Genomic DNA, 17,206 nt, shown 5'->3' on the forward strand with positions numbered 1-17,206 from the left:
TAATTTTATGTAGTTGTCTCTTATCCTTCGTGTATTCAAACCAATTACGAACTATTAGTATAATTAGAACTATTAGTATTAAGATCTGAATAGTAATCAATACAATCATCTCTCTCTTTTTATAAGAAGTATGAAACTTCTATTTTATCTGTTATATAGTTTTGACACATAAGAATATAAAAAGTCACTTTGTAAGTCTCTTTATTTTATGATTTAGGGTATAATTTTCACGAATACTTTTTATAAACAGGATATGATAAATATTTTGATGTTGAAATTTTTTGTGTACTACTCTTGTAAACGTTTATTGTTTATACTACATAACAATGTATCTGTTCCTGATAACTGACATGTTTGATGAAGTGTTTAACTAATAATTTCGACTTTTTTATTTGCTATAAGCTTAATAGGGTAGACTATTCTGTTATTGTCATTTCTTTCTACTGTTATGCAAATATTGTCGATAGAAATAATAACTCCTTCATCATCTTCGATTTTAATTTTTTGCCCTACTTCAAAATTCTTTTTAGAGTAAAAACCTAGTAATAATCTATATACAATATCTCTGGAACCCAAACCTAAAGCAAGTACAAAAGTGGCTAAAAAGGCCCCAAGAATAAGAGAAAGGTTATTTGTTATAATACTAGTATCGATACCTGCTTGATTTAAAGCAGTAATAGCCACAATGGCTACGATACTAAAAAAGAGTATAGAACTTATTAGTTTGGATCCATTAAGATCCAGAGATTTTAGCAAGGCATAAACAGATTTTCTTACTAAAGATGCCAGGTATAATCCTAATCCTAAAATTACAATCGAACTGAATATTTTGGGTAAATAATCGATTAATCTTCCTGCACCATTTGAAACCATATTTAAACCAAACATATCAGCACCAACAATGACCAATACAAGAATTAGAAACCATTTAACAAAAGCTAGAATTATTTTAGTAGGTTCGATTTTGGTTGTAGAGTTAAAAAGAGTCCCATTATCACTAATCTTTGATACCAAAGTATCAATTTTGGTTAGTTTCAAGGATTTTTTTATGATAAAAAGAATGAGTTTTACAATTAGCCATCCGACTAAAATGAACAAAATTGCACCAATTATATTAGGTATAATTTCATACAGTTCATTAAATATATTTTCAATTAATTTAAAATTTAGAAATTTTTCCATACGATTTTTAGAGGTTAAACCTTAATTTTTGTTAGAACGACTTACTATTTTAAAAAGTTCTTCAAGAGAATTTGGATATTTTATAGCAAATAAATCAGCCAGATCTAGTGATAATTTTACTATTTCAACATCATCAAGTACCTTCTTCTTAAGAGAAGCAGGCAATTCTTCATTTTGAATAATTTTTTTAAATGGATTTTTCATTTTTTCTGGGGTATTAGGTTTAAAAGATGTTATAAAGTTTTATACTCGCTCACTAATCTAGATTTAGCTCGGCTTAGTCTCATTTTTACAGCACTACTGCCAATATTTAGAGCTTTTTCAATGTCTTTTATAGATAGATCATCCTGATATTTCATCATTAAAATGATTTTATCATCGGGTTCAATTTTTTTTAGTGCCATTGCTAGCTTTTTGGATTTTAGTTTCATCATATCCTCATCGTCTATCTCTTCAGATGGGTACTCAACGATAATATCATCAATAGATACGATTTTTTCTTTTTTCTTTTTTTGAACCCTTTGTACATAATTCACACAGAAATTATAGGTGAATGAATACAACCAGGTAGAAAACTTAGAATTTCCTTTAAATGTTTTTAGCTTAGCGAATAAAAGAACAAAAATATCGTGTGTTAAATCTTGTGCCTCTTCATTAGATTTTACAAAACTCAAGCATTTGTTATATATAGTTTTTGCATATCTGTCATAAAGAATTGCATATAGCTTAGTATCCTTACTTTTGGCTATTTTGTAAACAAGCTCTTTATCCTCCAAATTTTCATCCAGTTCTGTCTTCTTCAACCTGTATTTTTATTACATATAATCCCTCTAAATAGTTTAGACACAGTATGTCTAAAAAAGTCACTTTTAATTTTATTTCTTTATTTCAAAGTGATTGCTGTACTCCTGTTATGATTTGTTTTAAAGTGATGTATTATGGTATTAAAATATCCAAAACACAAATCTTTAGGGTATGAGTGAAGGTTTAAAAGAGTTCAAAAAAATATTTTTGAAACCTTAATTTAAGCAAAAAATAAAAGTAATAGTATGATTTATAAAGATTTCTTGTTTTTGTAAACTTGTTTTTAAGCAGTTAACAGATGAACTGAGAACTTTCACAGATTAAAATTTTCTAAAAAAGATAGACGTATCATTTTTGAGATATCAAAATCGAAAGAATGATACGAACCATAAGTTTTATGCTATTTTTTTTTATAGGATTCTCAATTATGAGTGGTCAGGAAATAAAAATGTTGAAAGGAACGGTAAAAGATCAAACAACCCAAGAGATTATTCCTTATGCTACAGTAGCAGTTTATAACAATAAAGGAGAATTAGTTGATGGTATTTCGACTAATGATGAGGGGCAATTTCTACTAGAGACAGACAAAATATTTACATATTTTGAAGTTAGTTTTATTGGTTACCAGACTGCCTTGGTGCAATTTTCTGAAGTTGGTGATCCAACCAATATTTCAATTAGACTGCAATCGATGGCAAGCACTCTAGACGAAATTGTTATCGAGGCTGATCGAACTACCACACAGCTTAAAATTGATAGAAAAATTATCGATATAGGAGCAGATATTCAACAATCTGGCACCACAGCTCTCGAAGCTTTTGATCAAATAACAGATATACAAACTGATTTAGGAACTGGTAATATTTCATTAAGAGGTAGTGATAACGTGAAATTGTTAATCAATGGAAAGCCTTCTTCCTTAGACGCAGTAGAGTTATTAGAGCAAATCCCATCATCTTCTATAAAAACTGTAGAAATTATTACTTCTCCATCAGCAAAATATCAGGCAGATGGATTATCAGGGGTTATTAATGTAATCTTGAAAAGAAATATAAATAGAGGATTTAACCTTAATCTTAATAGTGCACTAGGAACAAAACGATATAGTTATGGTATTGATGGAAACTATAATCTCTCATTTATGAACTTAAGATTTAACGCCTCGCAATCTGGAAGAGAAATGGATAGCAAACAAACCATTAATAGATCTTTTATAAATGGTGATACTCAAAGTATTTTTACTCCCCACGATTTTAATGGGAAAATAAAAAGAGGAATAATCGGATTAGATTTTTTTATAGATGAACATAATGAATTTTCTCTGGGGTTTGATTATACCGATGATTATCACAGTTTCTACAATAATTCTCAATATTTTGATGTGACTAATCGTGATGATTTTATATATACCCGTAACTCAGCACATTCGCATTTTACTTCTGTTTTTAATGCTAATTATCGTAGAAGATTTAATAAAGAAGGACATTTTTTAGAGATTGACTATAATCTTAATGATAATAAAAATGAGTATCCAGCTTCTGATTTTGAAGATGATGTTTTTTTGTTTGATCAAATAATAGAAGAAGATAATACAATCCATGCGATATCATTAGACTATGCATTACCTGTTTCAGAAAAAATTACAATAGAAATAGGAGCATCCTGGAATAAGAGTGATACAAAAAACCAACAATTTTTTAGATCAAATAATACAGTATCTACATTAGATATATTTGATTATAAAGAAGAGCTGTTAGGGATCTACGGACTTACAAAATTTAGGCTTCAAAAGTTGGATTGGCAAGTTGGGTTGCGGTATGAATATTTCTCGTCGAAATCTCAAAATACATTAAATTTGTCGACAACAAATCTACATTTTTCTAATCTTTTTCCATCAATACATGTAACCTATACCTTTAGTGAAGATAATACACTGGGGTTGGGGTATAGTAAACGAATTTCTAGACCTAATTTACATCATATTAACCCATTTCAGCTAGGAAATCCCTTTTTTAGATTTGATGGTAATCCAGGGTTAAAACCAGAATCGAGTGATAATATTGAACTTAACTACCAAAATAATAAGAGAAAATTAAATTGGTCTGTTGCTACATTTTATCGTTACAGAAAAGATGTTATTCTTTGGGTGAATACTATAGAAGATAATAATGTACAGGTGATCTCATTTCAAAATATTGGGATAAATCATTCCTTAGGTATCGAAACAACTTTAAAATACAGGTTTGCAAAGTATTGGAATACAGTGCTTACAGGAAATTATTATTACACAATGACAGATCAGAACAATCTAGTTACCTGGGATGAGTTATACTCGTCTAATCTACAATTAAAAAATACATTTAAAATCACTAAAAAGGTGAGTACAGATATAACATATCGACATACACCCAAGAGACAAAATGCTTTTAATTATATAGAACCAAGACATAGAGTTGATTGGGCGGTAAGAGCAAAATTTTTGAATAATAAATTAACGGCCAACTTAAGAGTAATAGATGTATTAGATAATAATTTGATGAAACGAAATACACGTACCCCCGAGTTTAGCCAACGTACCGTTTGGAAGTTTCAATCACAAACACTGGGATTTCTATTTAGTCTAAAATATACACTCTTTAAAAGCGAGGATAGAGCAAGAAATAGAAAAGAGCGAGAATATAGACATAATCATTCTAGCAATTAAAAAAAGTAAAACAAATAAAACTATACGTAATGCAGATACATTCTTTTTTGTCAACAGTGATATTGATTTTTATTTTAACAATAACAGCTTGTAAACCAAATGATTTTGTTGAAGAGAAAATCTCATCTCAAGAACTTTCCGAATGGAAAACAATAGGAAAAGGTAAAACCTCGATTAAGGATCATGAATTTGTTTTCGAAGAAATTGATAGCTCTGATGGTTTCTTTTTGGTAAGTCCTAAAAGTTACCAGGGGGATATGGTAATACAGTATAAAATAAAGGCGTTGTCAAAAGCATCGGTATTAATAGTGTTATTTTCTGCTTCTGATACCAAAGAAACTATACAGTTAACCTTACCCGAAAAGAATGCTACTGCCGAAGATATTTGGGAATGGCGAAGAAAAATGAATCATTATAATGTAACGTTTAATAATAAGTCTCACGGTTATACTCCATTCTTTTACAAAAATGTTTCTTCCTTAGAGCGCGATTTTCATCTTCGGAAACAAGAAAACATAATGAATCACAACCAATGGGTTAGTGTAGAAATTGGTATAAAGGAAAATAAAGTGTGGTTTTCTCTTAATGATAGTATTATTTTCGAACGTGCAGATTATAACCCACTTCTGGGAGGGCATATCCTTTTCAGAATAAGTGGTGCTTCTACTCAAGAAGAAACCATTCTAGCAAAGGCATCTATAAAGGATTTGATGATTTATCATCAATAAAAGTAATACCTTAGTAAGGTTTAACAAAAGAACGTGTGAATAATAACACTATGTATTCAAAACTAAAAAAAGCAGAACCTGTATTGCATCTGCTTTTTTGGGGAATGGTACTTTTTTTTCCATATATAAAGTATCTGGGAAGAGAAGGAGGATACCCTATGAGTTTTATGCATGAGTTGGTTGCATTGGTATTTAATATGATACCCACATATATTATGTATCTGTGGTTTTTTCCTTTAAAAAATAAGAAGAAGTATGTTTTTTGGGTATTGTTTGTTTTTAGTAGCAACGCTTTAATCCACTATTATGCAGATAATTTTTTTCACATGGGAGCAGATCATAAAGATCATCAAGATCATCGCTGGAAATATGTAGTTTCTAGCTTCGTGACATATTTCTCCTTTAGCTTAGCTTTTTTTGCGTTGTATTCTATTAAAAAATTATATGCTAAACAGCTTGAATTAGATACTACAAAACAAGAAAAACAACAAGCAGAACTCAGTGCATTAAAAGCGCAAATAAATCCACACTTCTTATTTAATACACTAAATAATATTTATGCAAATGCTTTAAAAAAAGATGAAAAAACTCCGGATCTGATTTTAAAGCTATCCAGCAGTTTTAGATATGTATTACATGAAGGCCAAAAAGAAAAAGTAACCTTATCTCATGAGATTACTCATGTGAAAGATTATATTAGTTTACAAGAGGAACGATTATCTACCAAAATACAAGCTGATTTTTTTGAAGATATTGATAATCCAAAAACAGAAATAGCTCCGTTACTCTTAATTCCTTTTGTAGAAAATGCATTTAAATATACCAGTATCTTAAAAGGTAAAAACCATCAGATACGAATTAGGGCAGTATTAAAAAGAGATCAATTCTCTTTTTACTGTGAAAACCCGTATAATGAAAATAAAAAACCAGAGATTGATGCAAATTGGCAAGAAAGTGGTATTGGGATAAAAAACACTCAAAGGAGATTACAATTATTATATCCAGACCGATATCAATTACAGATTAAGAAAGAAAATAATGTATTTAAAGTAATACTCACCATCTCATTATGATAAATTGTTTGATTATAGAAGACGAACACGGTGCGCAAGAAGTATTGCAAAACTACATTGATAGAACTCCATTTGTGAACTGTTTAGGAGTATATGAAAGTGGATTGGATATTAGGTTTGAAGAGTTAAAAAAGGTAGATTTTATGTTTTTAGATATTCAGCTGCCTGAGTTAAATGGATTATCATTCTTAAAAACACTTATCAACCCTCCAAAAGTAATTGTAACTACCGCTTATCCTGATTATGCGGTAGATGCTTTTGAAGAAGATGTATTGGATTACCTGGTAAAACCATTTTCTTATGAACGTTTTTTTAAAGCAATTACCCGGGCTAGAAATCAAATACAGATTACAAATAACGAAGCCGAAAAACAGCTTTTTTTATATGCAGATAAAACCATTTATAAAATTATGATTGGTGATATTTTATATTTAAAAGCCGAAGTAGATTATGTAAAAGTGGTTACTCAAGAAAAATCTATTTTACTATTAGATAGTTTACATAATTGGGAAAAAAAACTACATGACCATAATTTTGTAAGAACTCACCGTTCTTATATTGTAAATTTTGAGAAAATAGAAAAAGTATCGGGGAATTTGGTGTATATCGCAGATGAAAAAATCCCTATCGGAAAAACATATAAAGAAGCATTCTTAAAAAAGATGAAATACATAAAGTAATTGCGATACCTATTTTTTAGCAAAATCCTTCCTAATACGACTTAAAGTACTATCTGTTATTCCTAAATAGGATGCAATATGTTTTAAGGGAGCATTCATAATAATTTCTGAATTTGATTGTAAAAGAGCCTTATATCGTTGTTCTGCTGTTTGATTTATCATCGAGATGGTTCTTTTTTTTGAAGCAATAAATTCTTTAACCAGGATAGCCCTTCCAAAATCTCTAAATGCTGGTTTGTTATGAAAAAGAGTGTTTAATTGTTGGTATGAAAATCGATATCCTTGGCAATCGGTAATTGCCTGTATATTCACTTGCGAAGGCACTCTTTGAAAAAAAGAAGTAACCTCAAAAACAATAGAATTAGAGGTGTAAAAATCGGTAGTAACCTCGTTACCTTCGATATCATATAGATACGTTCGTAATAGTCCTTTTTCAAAAAAGTAGTAATCATTACTAATTTTACCTTCTTGCACAATAAAATCTCCTTTTTTTAATTCTTTATATTCAAAAGATCGGGCTATATCTATAGCCTCTGCTTCGGTAGCGGGAATGATGTGCTGTATAAATGCTACTAAACTGTTCATGTTATAAAATCATTTATGATTAAAATTAATACTTACTTTAGTTTAAATCGTGTAGATTAACTTTTCTATTCTTAACTCCTATTATAACTAGCCAAAACATAAGTCCCAATTCTGCTATACCTACAACTGTATTTACGATTGGGTTAATAATAGAACCATAGTTTGGGAAAATAAATATCGTAACAAATTGTATGAGGTAGCATACCGACGCAGCTACTAACAAGATACCCAGAATTCTGGGAATAACTTTTGATTTATATACTAATAGCCCAAGAGGGAGTAACCATAACCCAAAAAATATCTGAGCAATAAGATAACCAGTACCATGAGCATCTAGAGAAATCATCATAAGTGCATGCAATTGATCGGGTTTAAAAGCATTAAGATAATCGACATCCCTTAATAATTCTAAGACAGTTGCATGATTAATCATGTTTATGGCCATCATTGGTACACTAATTAATGCCAGTATTACCATAAGTGTTGCATACTCTTTATTAACATGTTTTAATAATTTGTACAGGGCCAAAGGCACCAGTAAAAACAGAGTAGAACCCACTACATCACATACAAAACCTATACTGTATAACGATTTAGAATTAATGATGTTATTGGCTGTGGCAGCTGCGTCTTCCCATACAATAAGTTTAGAACGAACATACAACTCTGTAAACGCCATAGGAAATGTTGAAATTATATATAATAATCCAGCAATTCTTGCATTTTTTTTCTCGATACTCATTTTCTATCTTTTAAGTTTATCACTATAGTTTTTTTTGTTTGGCTTCGAATTCAATGAAATTCCTATGCTAAGAAAGGTACTACTAGTATAGACGTATGATATTAATGAATAGTTGCCTTTCTCTATTGCAATCTGCATGAGGAAAGGGCAGAGAACCATTATTGCAAATATTAGAATCGATAGTTTGGTGATTTTCTTCAAGATTTCTGATCTAATAATAGGTTTATCGACATATATTTTTCAACTATTGATTTTGGATTAGTGACCAATTTCAAACTTATTTTGTTTTGAATTCATTCTTCTTGACAAAAGGCAAGAAATCATTCATCTATCTTATAGCATTTCACCTTAAAATCAGCAGATAAAGTTATAGCACTTTATAAATGTATTACTTATTGCTTTTCAAAATTCTTTATTTCAACTAAAAAAGATAATGTTCTATTCAAAGAAGAATTTGCAGATTCATCGGTAAGTAAAGAGTTTTTACCTAAACGAGTCCAAAAAGTAGAGCTTTGCGCTAGAGCACCATATTTACTTAAGATCCAAAAAGATAATGGAAACCATAGTATAGAAAACCCAACATGTATAATAATAACAATAGCTGCTTTTTTCCAGATTTCTGGAATCAAAACTAATGGATTCATAGAAAAAAAGACAATCATTAATAACCAGAAATAGATATTAGAGAGAATAAAGATAAACTGATTGTGTTTTAGTCTTTCTAACTTAAGATGTTCAATAATTTTTTGAAGTTTTACAATAGGTTCGGTATACTTAATTTTCGACATCAAATTTAATTGAGATACATTTTTATAGAATACAACCTTAGACAGTAGTATTAATAATGCTGCCGAAACAGAAATACCAATACTTTTGAAGTGTATTACCAAAACAATCCAGGCATAAATGATGACTAACAAATTAAAAATCATATATAACACACTTTGTGTTTTCATTCGTTTTACATTAGAATCAATTTTTTTATACTTAGATTCTTTAAATAATTGAATCACTAAATTTTCACCTTCAATTGACGTGTTATAATGATTACCCCATTCTTCTTGTATGTTATCTAAATTCATTTTAGTTGTTATTAAATTTTTCTTTTAATTGTTTTTTTATCCTTGATATTTTGGTAGCAACATTAGTAGTAGATATACCCAGGGTTGTACCTATTTCTTCATAACTATATTTTTCTAAATAAAGAAGAATTAGTGCTTTGTTTAACTCGCTTAACTGAGCAATAAAATGGTAGAGTTGTTCTATGTTTTCTGTGCTATCAGAACTTTCTTTATGCACTGTAGAAACCAAATTTTCATTAAACGTGTCATATTTATTTCTTTGGTAATTGGATTTACGATAAAATGAAATTGCTACATTTAAGGCTATTCGATACATCCAGGTTGATACTTTATAGGTATCATCATATTTTGGCCATGCTTTCCATAATTGTATGATTATTTCCTGAATAAGATCTTCTCTGTCATTGACATTCTTACAATATGAATTTGCAACCTTATAGAGAATGCCTTTATTGCTTCTTAAGATTTTAGTAAATGTTTCTTCATTCAAAAGCATATTAACTGTTGTTTACTCTATTATTCGTTTAGAATTATAAAAAATCACAGATGATCTATTTTTTATGCTAATTAATATGGTTATTAGATATTTATATACACTAAGGTAAGTATAAGGTATTGGCTATTTATCTAAGTTTTTAGAAAATATAAATAAATAAAGAGGTTCAATCACATTTGTGATTGAACCTCTTTGCCCCCGAAGAAAAACTGATTACTATTATAGAGTCTTTATATGTACAATTCCTCTATATATATTAGATCTTTCTCAAATTAAAAAAGCTGATTAATGAAATAATTATTGTGATTAATACTAACGGAAGTATAGAATTGGTCCAATTAACGGTATGTGCAATAGACGCATATTTTGGTTTAAATTCCTTCCAATTTTCATTTCTAACTGGATAATTTTCGAATATTTTGGGATAGAAATACAGCCTTAATTCTTCATGATACTTATCTAGATGATCTAAAAAGAGTAGATGATTATTTAAGTCGGATTGCGCAATTTGATTAAAGGTTAATTGAGTATGCATAGTAGGTATTGCCAAAGATATTACTTCACTTACTTTTTCTCTTAATTTTATTTTTTCCTTCATTGTTTTACTGGATTCTAGAGATTCATCATCACCCATTTGTTGCATTCCGTAATACCAGAGCCAACTAAATTTATCTTTAGGAACAGGGTATTTTTTATACTGCGGATAATGAGCAAAAAATTTGTCCATAGTAACCTCTTTTGCCATATCCCATTTTTTATGATATCCATCTCGTTGTTCTACCATAGTTTTTAATGTTTCTGGTACAGGATATGTATTAACGACAAAATTGTTTACCGAAGCAGGAAGTAATATGGTTAGTACGATCCATAAAGAAAGTAATGTCAATGCATTAAAACTCGAATTTTTTCGAAAAGAAATAATGATAAAACATAAAGAAGTCCAAAAAGCCAAATACAAAACACTCACAGTTATAAAAGCCAGAAGAGCTTCATTAATTGGTAGTTGTAAAATAAGAATAGCCAATAAAAAAAGTATAGCTAGTACTATATATAAAAAAAATACTCTTATAGATAGCTTTTTAAATAAAAAGCTGAGAGGAGAGGAGGTTTGAGTGGCTATTAATCGCCAGGTTTTTCCTTCTTTTTCCTCAGAATACAAATTGAATGTTAGCGTAATAAGCACCAACGGAAACAAGTAAATGATTACAAATCCAAGATCTAAATTACCTGATAGTAAAAGGGATGGATTCTCAAAATCGGTATCATATTTTTGCCCTTCAAGACCACGTATAGTTACTGCTAATATCGAGGGATTTACATCTCGTTGACCAATAGAAAGCCCCGTTAAGCTATTTGATTCCTTAACTAGAGAAAAACGTAAATAATAAAGTAACAGACCCAAGTCATCATTATGATATTTTACATTTCGTTTGATACTCTCTTCTTGAAACGATTCGGCTTCAATAATTGCTTTTTCTTGCTTTATGTTAAACTGTTTTCCAATAAAAACACTTATTATACCTACTCCCAGAAGAAGTACAAGAGAAATAGCCGCTATTTTGGTTCTAATAAAAGATTTAAATAATATGGAATACATAGTTATAAGACTTTTGTTTTTTTAGATATTTTTTTTATGATTATAACTGAAAGAATACTCCAAAGAATTAAAGAGAAAATGGATAGCGCCTCGTTTTTCAGAATAGATAATACAGGTAAATGATCATATTTGAAATCAGGAAACGCTTCCCAATGACTCTTGTCTATAATACTTGGGGTATCTGTTTTTTTGTTTGGAATGAATTTCATTTGTAACGAATTCATTTCTTGCGCAAGTTGATAACGATAGCGTTCTGCCTGATGCTGGAAATTAATATAGGAAGCAAAATCAGTTCCCGAAAAAGCCATAGAAATATGTTTTATTGCTGTATATGGGTTGAGTAAAGCAGAGAACCTTTCGATGGCATTTTGTCTTTTATATGTAATCAATAAATTATTTAAATGCTGACTGTAAATTGAAGCACTAATTTTTTCACTTTGACTCATAATAAAACCTCCATAGTTAAAAGGTAATTGGTCTACAGATTCAACATTATTTGCCAGGAGTACAGAATCTTTAATAGCTTTATAATGAATATCATCTGGATTGTGACTATCTCCTTCTTTTATCAAATCATTTTCTACAATAGATTCGAATTCTATTTTTGAAGGAGTAGGGTAAAGGTAATGTCCAAAAGCTTGAAGTGTTTTAGGAAGTATAATGATAAAGAAGAGCCAGATTCCTAAGAGTTTTATCAAAGAATCTTTAGCAGTTTTACTCATCGCAGAAATTAGAATGGTAATACCACTAATAATACCAAAAAACAGTACATAACTCAATATCAATATAAAATACCGTAGTAATTCAGAAGATGTTATCGGATTGCCTTCTGCCAAAAACATGAATAACAGAGTAATTATAATTACAGGAATAAAGAAAAACATGGCAAGACTCATTAACCCAAGAGATTTACCAAAAAATATTTCTGACCAGGTTGCTCCTTGATTAATCATTATTTTTAGGGTATTATTTTCCCTTTCACTAGCTAAAGCTCCAAATCCTAAATAAAAAATAAGTAATGGAAAAATGATTTTTAACAACATAGCCAAACTTACTTCTCCAAAGCGAAGCAAGCCTGTAGAAAGGCTTGCTTCAGAGAAATTTATTGTATTTTGTTTATGAGCTTCTAAAAAAACAGCATTCCCTGTATAATTTTCCATTCCAAAATCAAACAGACTTAGTTTGTGTTTTAAACGAAAAGCAAAGGATCCGTAGTGCGCCATACGATGTGGGTGCTTATCTGGGTTACTCTCCCAGCTATGCCTGGCTTCTTCCTGATAAAAATTACGAATACGGTTTTGAGTATTGTAATTATCCCACCCGCTATAAGCAGCAAATGCAATTAAAACAATCACCAAAACCATAGTAATATGCAATACTTTGGATCTAAAGGTGGTTTGCCATAATTGTTTGGCGAATAATATGATTACTGACCTTCTCATAGATTTAAAATTTATAAGTTGTTGTAAGCGTTATATTTCTAGGAGCTCCAGGAAACAAACGCGTATATGTTTGTGCGCCCAACCAATATGTTTCATCGAATAAATTACCCACATTTACAGCTACCTGTAGATTACTTTTTGTAGGAGTATAATACAGTGCTGCATCAAAAATGGTAAAGGCAGGTACTTCAAAATCACGTGTAAACCAGGGTACTTTACTTCCTTGATGTTGTACGCCAAACCCAATGCCCAAATCTCTTAATATAGAACCATTGTTGAAGTTGTAACGTGTCCACAGATTTGCACTATGTTTTGGTACGTTCTCTTTTCTGGCACCGTTCAAAGTGGCATCAGCATCGGTTACGATAACGGCATCGATATAACTGTAAGAAGCATTTATTTGCCAATTGGGAAGTAAGTAGCCCGCCATATCCCATTCAAATCCTCTACTTCGGTCGGCTCCACGTTGTACCAACAAATCAGGTTGCGAAGGATCATTGGCACTCATTAGAATGTTTTCCTGATTAATTTCGTAGAAAGCCATGTTCATTGTTATCTTTTTATTAAATAAATCAGCTTTCATTCCTACTTCTTTTAAATCAGAAATCAAAGGCTTGAATCGTGAAGCCGATTCATCGGCCCAAAAAAACTGACCTGTACTTGGCAGTAGGGTAACAGTGTTAGATTGAGGTTGGAAACCCTCTAGATACGTCCCATATACGTTAATATTATCATTTACAGAATAGGTTATACCTATTCTAGGAAGAAGTCTTTGGTTTGTGAAAGAAGATTCATTGGTTGCTTTATAATGAGTTATGTCCTCAAACCACTCATTTCTTAAACTCAATAATAGAGAGAACTTATTCCATTTTAACTGCTCCTGAATATATACGGCATTACTCATGGTTAATGCAGAAGGAACCGCAATACGTGAGTTAATGGTATAATCTTGAATGTTTTGTATGGTGTATGAAGGATTTGCTAAGTCAAAATGATTGACATTGGGTTTGGGCAATGTATTCCCCCCAATAGTAATGGTTTGATAATCTGATGCATTTTCTAGTTCAAAAGACCTGGTAATACTACCATCATTCCGCACATAACCTCTTGCCGAGTTTTGACCACCTCCTTTAAGTTTTTTCCAGTAGTGCAAATCATACCCAACCAATAATTTGTGATCTATTGATCCTGTTTTGAAATCAAAATTGAAATAACTGTTCACATTATCAATACTCCAAAATTGCTTTCGTTGTACAAATCGCATAGCGACCAAACTAGGAATAGGCTCGTTCGCAATATCTACAGCAAATGTATTTGTAGTACGATGCTCCTGTAAATCTTCTGTCCAGGTTTGTTTCATATAAGAGGTGTTAAAAGTAATATTAGGACTAAATTTATGAGAAAGGTTCCCCATAATGATTACTTCTTTTGATTTGAAGAAATCGCTGGAAGCTCCTAAATTAAGGCTTATCGGTGTGCTATTAAGATTGGTTTGACCAGCTACAGCACCAAAAATAGGTTGGCCACGGTCTAGATTACCATTCATGTTATTGAAAATAAACTCTGCATTGATAGCAGTTTTTTTGTTAGGGATATAACTGAAGGATGGCGATATTAAGATAGATTTATTACTTACTAAATCACGGTAAGATTGCGCTGTTTGGTAGGCTCCGTTAATACGATATAGCAATGTTTTTGACTCGTTAAGTGGCCCGGTAAAATCTAAGGTCCCTCTCATAGTACTAAAACTACCCACACTCAAGCTCACTTCTTTTCTATCTACCGATAAAGGTTTTTTAGTAACCATATTAATACTTCCACCTGGGTCAACACTGGCAAAAGTTGCACTGGCAGGTCCTTTTATAACTTCTACTCTTTCTATGTTAGAAGTAAGTGGCTGTAAGAAATAATATTGCCGAGTACGCATACCATTAATGATCTGTCCCTCTTCGTTTTGGCTTATACCTCTTATATTGTACTGATTATAAAAACTAGATGGACTAACACCACTAACAACTTTTACGGCATCTGCTAAGTGAAAGGCCTGCCTGTCGGCAATTAACTCCTTGGTTACCGAAGCTATAGCCTGTGGTAGCTCTTTGTTTGCAATAGCCATTTTGGTCGCAGAAAAAGAATAGTCACTATTGTAATCTCGTTTTGTACGCCCTACTACTTCTACGGTTTGAAGTTGTAGTACATCTTCTTTTAGCGTTATTGTGCCAAGATCATACTCTTTGTTTTCTAGAAAATCATAGGTCTTGGTGATCGCATAAAAACCAACATAACTTATCTTAACTTCATAAGTTCCTGTTTTTTGCAAAATAAAGTTGAATTCTCCGTTTTCATTAGAAATAGTTCCTTCTTTTTTTTCTTCAATATCAAAGGAAATAGTAGCACCGGGAATGATATTTTGTTTTTCGTCAATAATTTTGCCTTTAATATTGATTTGAGAAAAACTTTGCTGACAAATAATGGCAAATAAAATAATTAAAACTTCTTTTTTCATGGGGTAATTTTTAAATGGTTTCTAAATAGAGTTCTTTTAGTTGGTTGGCATCAATACCACTTGTTTTAATCTGTTGAACAAGGGAACCTTCTTTCATGATTCCAATAGTAGTACCTACATGTACCGCGTTGAATATATCATGTGTGGCCATGAATATGGTTTTACCTTCTTTAGCGAGTTCTTTGCAAGTTGTAGTAAATTCGGCCGATGCTTTAGGATCAAGACCAGATGTGGGTTCGTCCATAAAAATTACATCAGCATTTTTGGCAATGGCAACCGCAATACCCACTTTTTGACGCATTCCTTTAGAATAAGTAGAGAGATGTTGTAGATGCGCTTCTTCCTGTAATCCAGCCTTAGCTAAAAATTCCTGTAGTTTTTCTTGTGGATATTTATACCCAGCCAAGCGACTGAAAAAATCTAAATTTTCTATTCCTGATAAGTTCCCATATAGCTGAACTGTCTCTGGGATATAGGCTGTTTTTTTCTTTATAGAAGTAGTATTGGATTCAATCTCTTCATTATCGATTAAAATTTGCCCACTATCGGGTTTTATAAAACCAAGAAATAGATTAATAGTTGTGGTTTTTCCTGCTCCATTTTGACCAAGGAGGCAGAATATAGAACCTTGTTCTACTTGAAAAGAAACATTGTTTACTGCTTTTTTTCCGTTATAGGTTTTTGACAAGTTTTTTGCTCTAAGCATTGTGTTTAAAGTATTATTGTATCTCTAAAAAGAGATCACATTAATTAATAGAGGTATAATTTTAAGTAGTAGTAATTAAACTGAGATTTTAAATAAGAGAATAACCATTCCTTATATCAAAATATTTATAACCTTGTGGTTATATGTGATTACAGCCTAAATTAGAGTACTTAAAATTGAAAGTCGTTAAGTTTTAGATCCTAAAAACATGAGTAACAGAAGAAAGTCAAAGCTTATGAAAACATAAACCGAATTATCTTTTAAGGCTATGAGAATTGGCATTTATAGGTAACGCCATTTCATTGATTTAAGAAAATTTCGCAAGCATAAAACCTGATGAGTAATCGCTTAAAAGAAAGAGTTTAATCGTTAAAAATGAAAATAGAGTATAATAACTATGCTAAAAAAGGAGGAGGTCTCGAAAATAGATTTGTAATACTTACATCACTACTATAAATGAAGTTGTAGTGACTTATTACATTTTTTTGAGTATAGAACTCAAAAGTGCTACTTACATAGTTTTGGTTGGTGTCATTAACAGCAGCCGGAGTAAAATTGGTTATTGAAACGAGATCACAAACTTCACAATGTTCTATACCATCATCATTATGAGTAAGTACATGCAAGCCTGCCACTTTCAGAGAAAGGAAAATGACAATAAAAATATAGGTAATGTAATTTTTTAAATCCCCAATTTTCATAACAGACAAACCTACCAAATAATATGTATATAAAATGTTAAAGAATTCTAAATTATTTGGAAGGTTAGAAATAGCACAATAGAGATCTGGTTCTAAAAATGAGTATAGTTACTTTACAAAACCATAAATAACTTCTTAAGATAAGCTCTTTATAACCTTTATTTGATTTAAAAATTTA

General features: G+C 30.9%; 16 protein-coding genes. 4 read left to right on the forward strand and 12 right to left on the reverse strand.

Going from position 1 to position 17,206, the window contains the following annotated elements; all coding sequences use genetic code 11:
- Positions 1-366: 366 nt before the first annotated feature.
- From DK441_RS18920 to DK441_RS18930, 3 genes are read right to left on the reverse strand one after another with little or no spacing between them, the layout of a single operon-like run.
- Complete coding sequence (locus tag DK441_RS18920; RefSeq protein ID WP_109852067.1) at positions 367-1,182, reverse strand: mechanosensitive ion channel; 816 nt, start codon at positions 1,180-1,182, stop codon at positions 367-369.
- A 21-nt stretch (positions 1,183-1,203) separates the two neighbouring features.
- Complete coding sequence (locus DK441_RS18925; RefSeq protein WP_034243360.1) at positions 1,204-1,386, reverse strand: hypothetical protein; 183 nt, start codon at positions 1,384-1,386, stop codon at positions 1,204-1,206.
- Positions 1,387-1,415: 29 nt separating this feature from the next.
- Positions 1,416-1,985 carry an RNA polymerase sigma factor gene (locus DK441_RS18930; protein WP_109852068.1) on the reverse strand — a complete coding sequence of 190 codons (570 nt, stop codon included), beginning with the start codon at positions 1,983-1,985 and terminating at the stop codon, positions 1,416-1,418.
- A 377-nt stretch (positions 1,986-2,362) separates the two neighbouring features.
- Between DK441_RS18930 and DK441_RS18935 the strand changes: the two genes are divergently transcribed.
- From DK441_RS18935 to DK441_RS18950, 4 genes are read left to right on the forward strand one after another with little or no spacing between them, the layout of a single operon-like run.
- The gene (locus tag DK441_RS18935; protein ID WP_109852069.1) at positions 2,363-4,690 is read left to right on the forward strand and encodes an outer membrane beta-barrel family protein; all 2,328 of its coding nucleotides are present in this window, start codon (positions 2,363-2,365) and stop codon (positions 4,688-4,690) included.
- A gap of 29 nt (positions 4,691-4,719) precedes the next feature.
- On the forward strand, positions 4,720-5,418 hold the full coding sequence (locus DK441_RS18940) for a hypothetical protein (RefSeq protein WP_160112179.1): 699 nt from the start codon (positions 4,720-4,722) through the stop codon (positions 5,416-5,418).
- A gap of 35 nt (positions 5,419-5,453) precedes the next feature.
- Complete coding sequence (locus tag DK441_RS18945) at positions 5,454-6,491, forward strand: sensor histidine kinase (RefSeq protein WP_160112180.1); 1,038 nt, start codon at positions 5,454-5,456, stop codon at positions 6,489-6,491.
- Entirely contained in the window at positions 6,488-7,171 is a 684-nt protein-coding gene (locus DK441_RS18950) for a LytTR family DNA-binding domain-containing protein (protein WP_109852072.1), read from the forward strand. Before DK441_RS18945 ends, DK441_RS18950 begins: the two co-directional genes overlap by 4 nt.
- A 9-nt stretch (positions 7,172-7,180) precedes the next feature.
- On the opposite strand, the gene DK441_RS18955 is transcribed toward DK441_RS18950, so the two are convergent.
- The 9 genes from DK441_RS18955 to DK441_RS18995 form a co-directional block, all read right to left on the reverse strand.
- Positions 7,181-7,756 carry a Crp/Fnr family transcriptional regulator gene (locus DK441_RS18955; protein WP_109852073.1) on the reverse strand — a complete coding sequence of 192 codons (576 nt, stop codon included), beginning with the start codon at positions 7,754-7,756 and terminating at the stop codon, positions 7,181-7,183.
- A 37-nt stretch (positions 7,757-7,793) separates the two neighbouring features.
- Positions 7,794-8,498: a DUF4386 domain-containing protein gene (locus DK441_RS18960; protein ID WP_025666325.1), complete on the reverse strand. Its 705-nt coding sequence runs from the start codon at positions 8,496-8,498 to the stop codon at positions 7,794-7,796.
- A gap of 392 nt (positions 8,499-8,890) precedes the next feature.
- Positions 8,891-9,580, reverse strand: coding sequence for a hypothetical protein (locus DK441_RS18965; protein ID WP_109852074.1), 690 nt, complete (start codon positions 9,578-9,580; stop codon positions 8,891-8,893).
- Position 9,581: 1 nt separating this feature from the next.
- Complete coding sequence (locus DK441_RS18970; protein ID WP_109852075.1) at positions 9,582-10,076, reverse strand: RNA polymerase sigma factor; 495 nt, start codon at positions 10,074-10,076, stop codon at positions 9,582-9,584.
- Positions 10,077-10,332: 256 nt separating this feature from the next.
- The gene (locus tag DK441_RS18975) at positions 10,333-11,673 is read right to left on the reverse strand and encodes a DUF3526 domain-containing protein (RefSeq protein ID WP_109852076.1); all 1,341 of its coding nucleotides are present in this window, start codon (positions 11,671-11,673) and stop codon (positions 10,333-10,335) included.
- 2 nt (positions 11,674-11,675) lie between these two features.
- On the reverse strand, positions 11,676-13,115 hold the full coding sequence (locus DK441_RS18980; protein ID WP_109852077.1) for a DUF3526 domain-containing protein: 1,440 nt from the start codon (positions 13,113-13,115) through the stop codon (positions 11,676-11,678).
- A gap of 4 nt (positions 13,116-13,119) precedes the next feature.
- Positions 13,120-15,621 (reverse strand): TonB-dependent receptor, encoded by a 2,502-nt coding sequence (locus DK441_RS18985; protein ID WP_109852078.1) that lies wholly within the window; start codon positions 15,619-15,621, stop codon positions 13,120-13,122.
- 10 nt (positions 15,622-15,631) lie between these two features.
- A complete protein-coding gene (locus DK441_RS18990; RefSeq protein WP_109852079.1) occupies positions 15,632-16,327 on the reverse strand; it encodes an ABC transporter ATP-binding protein in 696 nt (231 codons plus the stop codon).
- 395 nt (positions 16,328-16,722) lie between these two features.
- Positions 16,723-17,028, reverse strand: a complete 306-nt coding sequence (locus tag DK441_RS18995; RefSeq protein WP_109852080.1) for a hypothetical protein — start codon at positions 17,026-17,028, stop codon at positions 16,723-16,725.
- Positions 17,029-17,206 lie beyond the last annotated feature (178 nt).

This window comes from Aquimarina sp. AU58 (genome assembly GCF_900312745.1).
In the GTDB taxonomy this organism is placed as follows: domain Bacteria; phylum Bacteroidota; class Bacteroidia; order Flavobacteriales; family Flavobacteriaceae; genus Aquimarina; species Aquimarina spinulae.

What these genes read in the sequence shown, in the direction of transcription:
- DK441_RS18920 (WP_109852067.1), bottom strand. Translation starts at nt 1,182, where the DNA reads ATGGAAAAATTTCTAAATTTTAAATTAATTGAAAATATATTTAATGAA.
- DK441_RS18925 (WP_034243360.1), bottom strand. Translation starts at nt 1,386, where the DNA reads ATGAAAAATCCATTTAAAAAAATTATTCAAAATGAAGAATTGCCTGCT.
- DK441_RS18935 (WP_109852069.1), top strand. Translation starts at nt 2,363, where the DNA reads ATGATACGAACCATAAGTTTTATGCTATTTTTTTTTATAGGATTCTCA.
- DK441_RS18940 (WP_160112179.1), top strand. Translation starts at nt 4,720, where the DNA reads ATGCAGATACATTCTTTTTTGTCAACAGTGATATTGATTTTTATTTTA.
- DK441_RS18950 (WP_109852072.1), top strand. Translation starts at nt 6,488, where the DNA reads ATGATAAATTGTTTGATTATAGAAGACGAACACGGTGCGCAAGAAGTA.
- DK441_RS18955 (WP_109852073.1), bottom strand. Translation starts at nt 7,756, where the DNA reads ATGAACAGTTTAGTAGCATTTATACAGCACATCATTCCCGCTACCGAA.
- DK441_RS18960 (WP_025666325.1), bottom strand. Translation starts at nt 8,498, where the DNA reads ATGAGTATCGAGAAAAAAAATGCAAGAATTGCTGGATTATTATATATA.
- DK441_RS18965 (WP_109852074.1), bottom strand. Translation starts at nt 9,580, where the DNA reads ATGAATTTAGATAACATACAAGAAGAATGGGGTAATCATTATAACACG.
- DK441_RS18970 (WP_109852075.1), bottom strand. Translation starts at nt 10,076, where the DNA reads ATGCTTTTGAATGAAGAAACATTTACTAAAATCTTAAGAAGCAATAAA.
- DK441_RS18975 (WP_109852076.1), bottom strand. Translation starts at nt 11,673, where the DNA reads ATGTATTCCATATTATTTAAATCTTTTATTAGAACCAAAATAGCGGCT.
- DK441_RS18980 (WP_109852077.1), bottom strand. Translation starts at nt 13,115, where the DNA reads ATGAGAAGGTCAGTAATCATATTATTCGCCAAACAATTATGGCAAACC.
- DK441_RS18985 (WP_109852078.1), bottom strand. Translation starts at nt 15,621, where the DNA reads ATGAAAAAAGAAGTTTTAATTATTTTATTTGCCATTATTTGTCAGCAA.
- DK441_RS18990 (WP_109852079.1), bottom strand. Translation starts at nt 16,327, where the DNA reads ATGCTTAGAGCAAAAAACTTGTCAAAAACCTATAACGGAAAAAAAGCA.
- DK441_RS18995 (WP_109852080.1), bottom strand. Translation starts at nt 17,028, where the DNA reads ATGAAAATTGGGGATTTAAAAAATTACATTACCTATATTTTTATTGTC.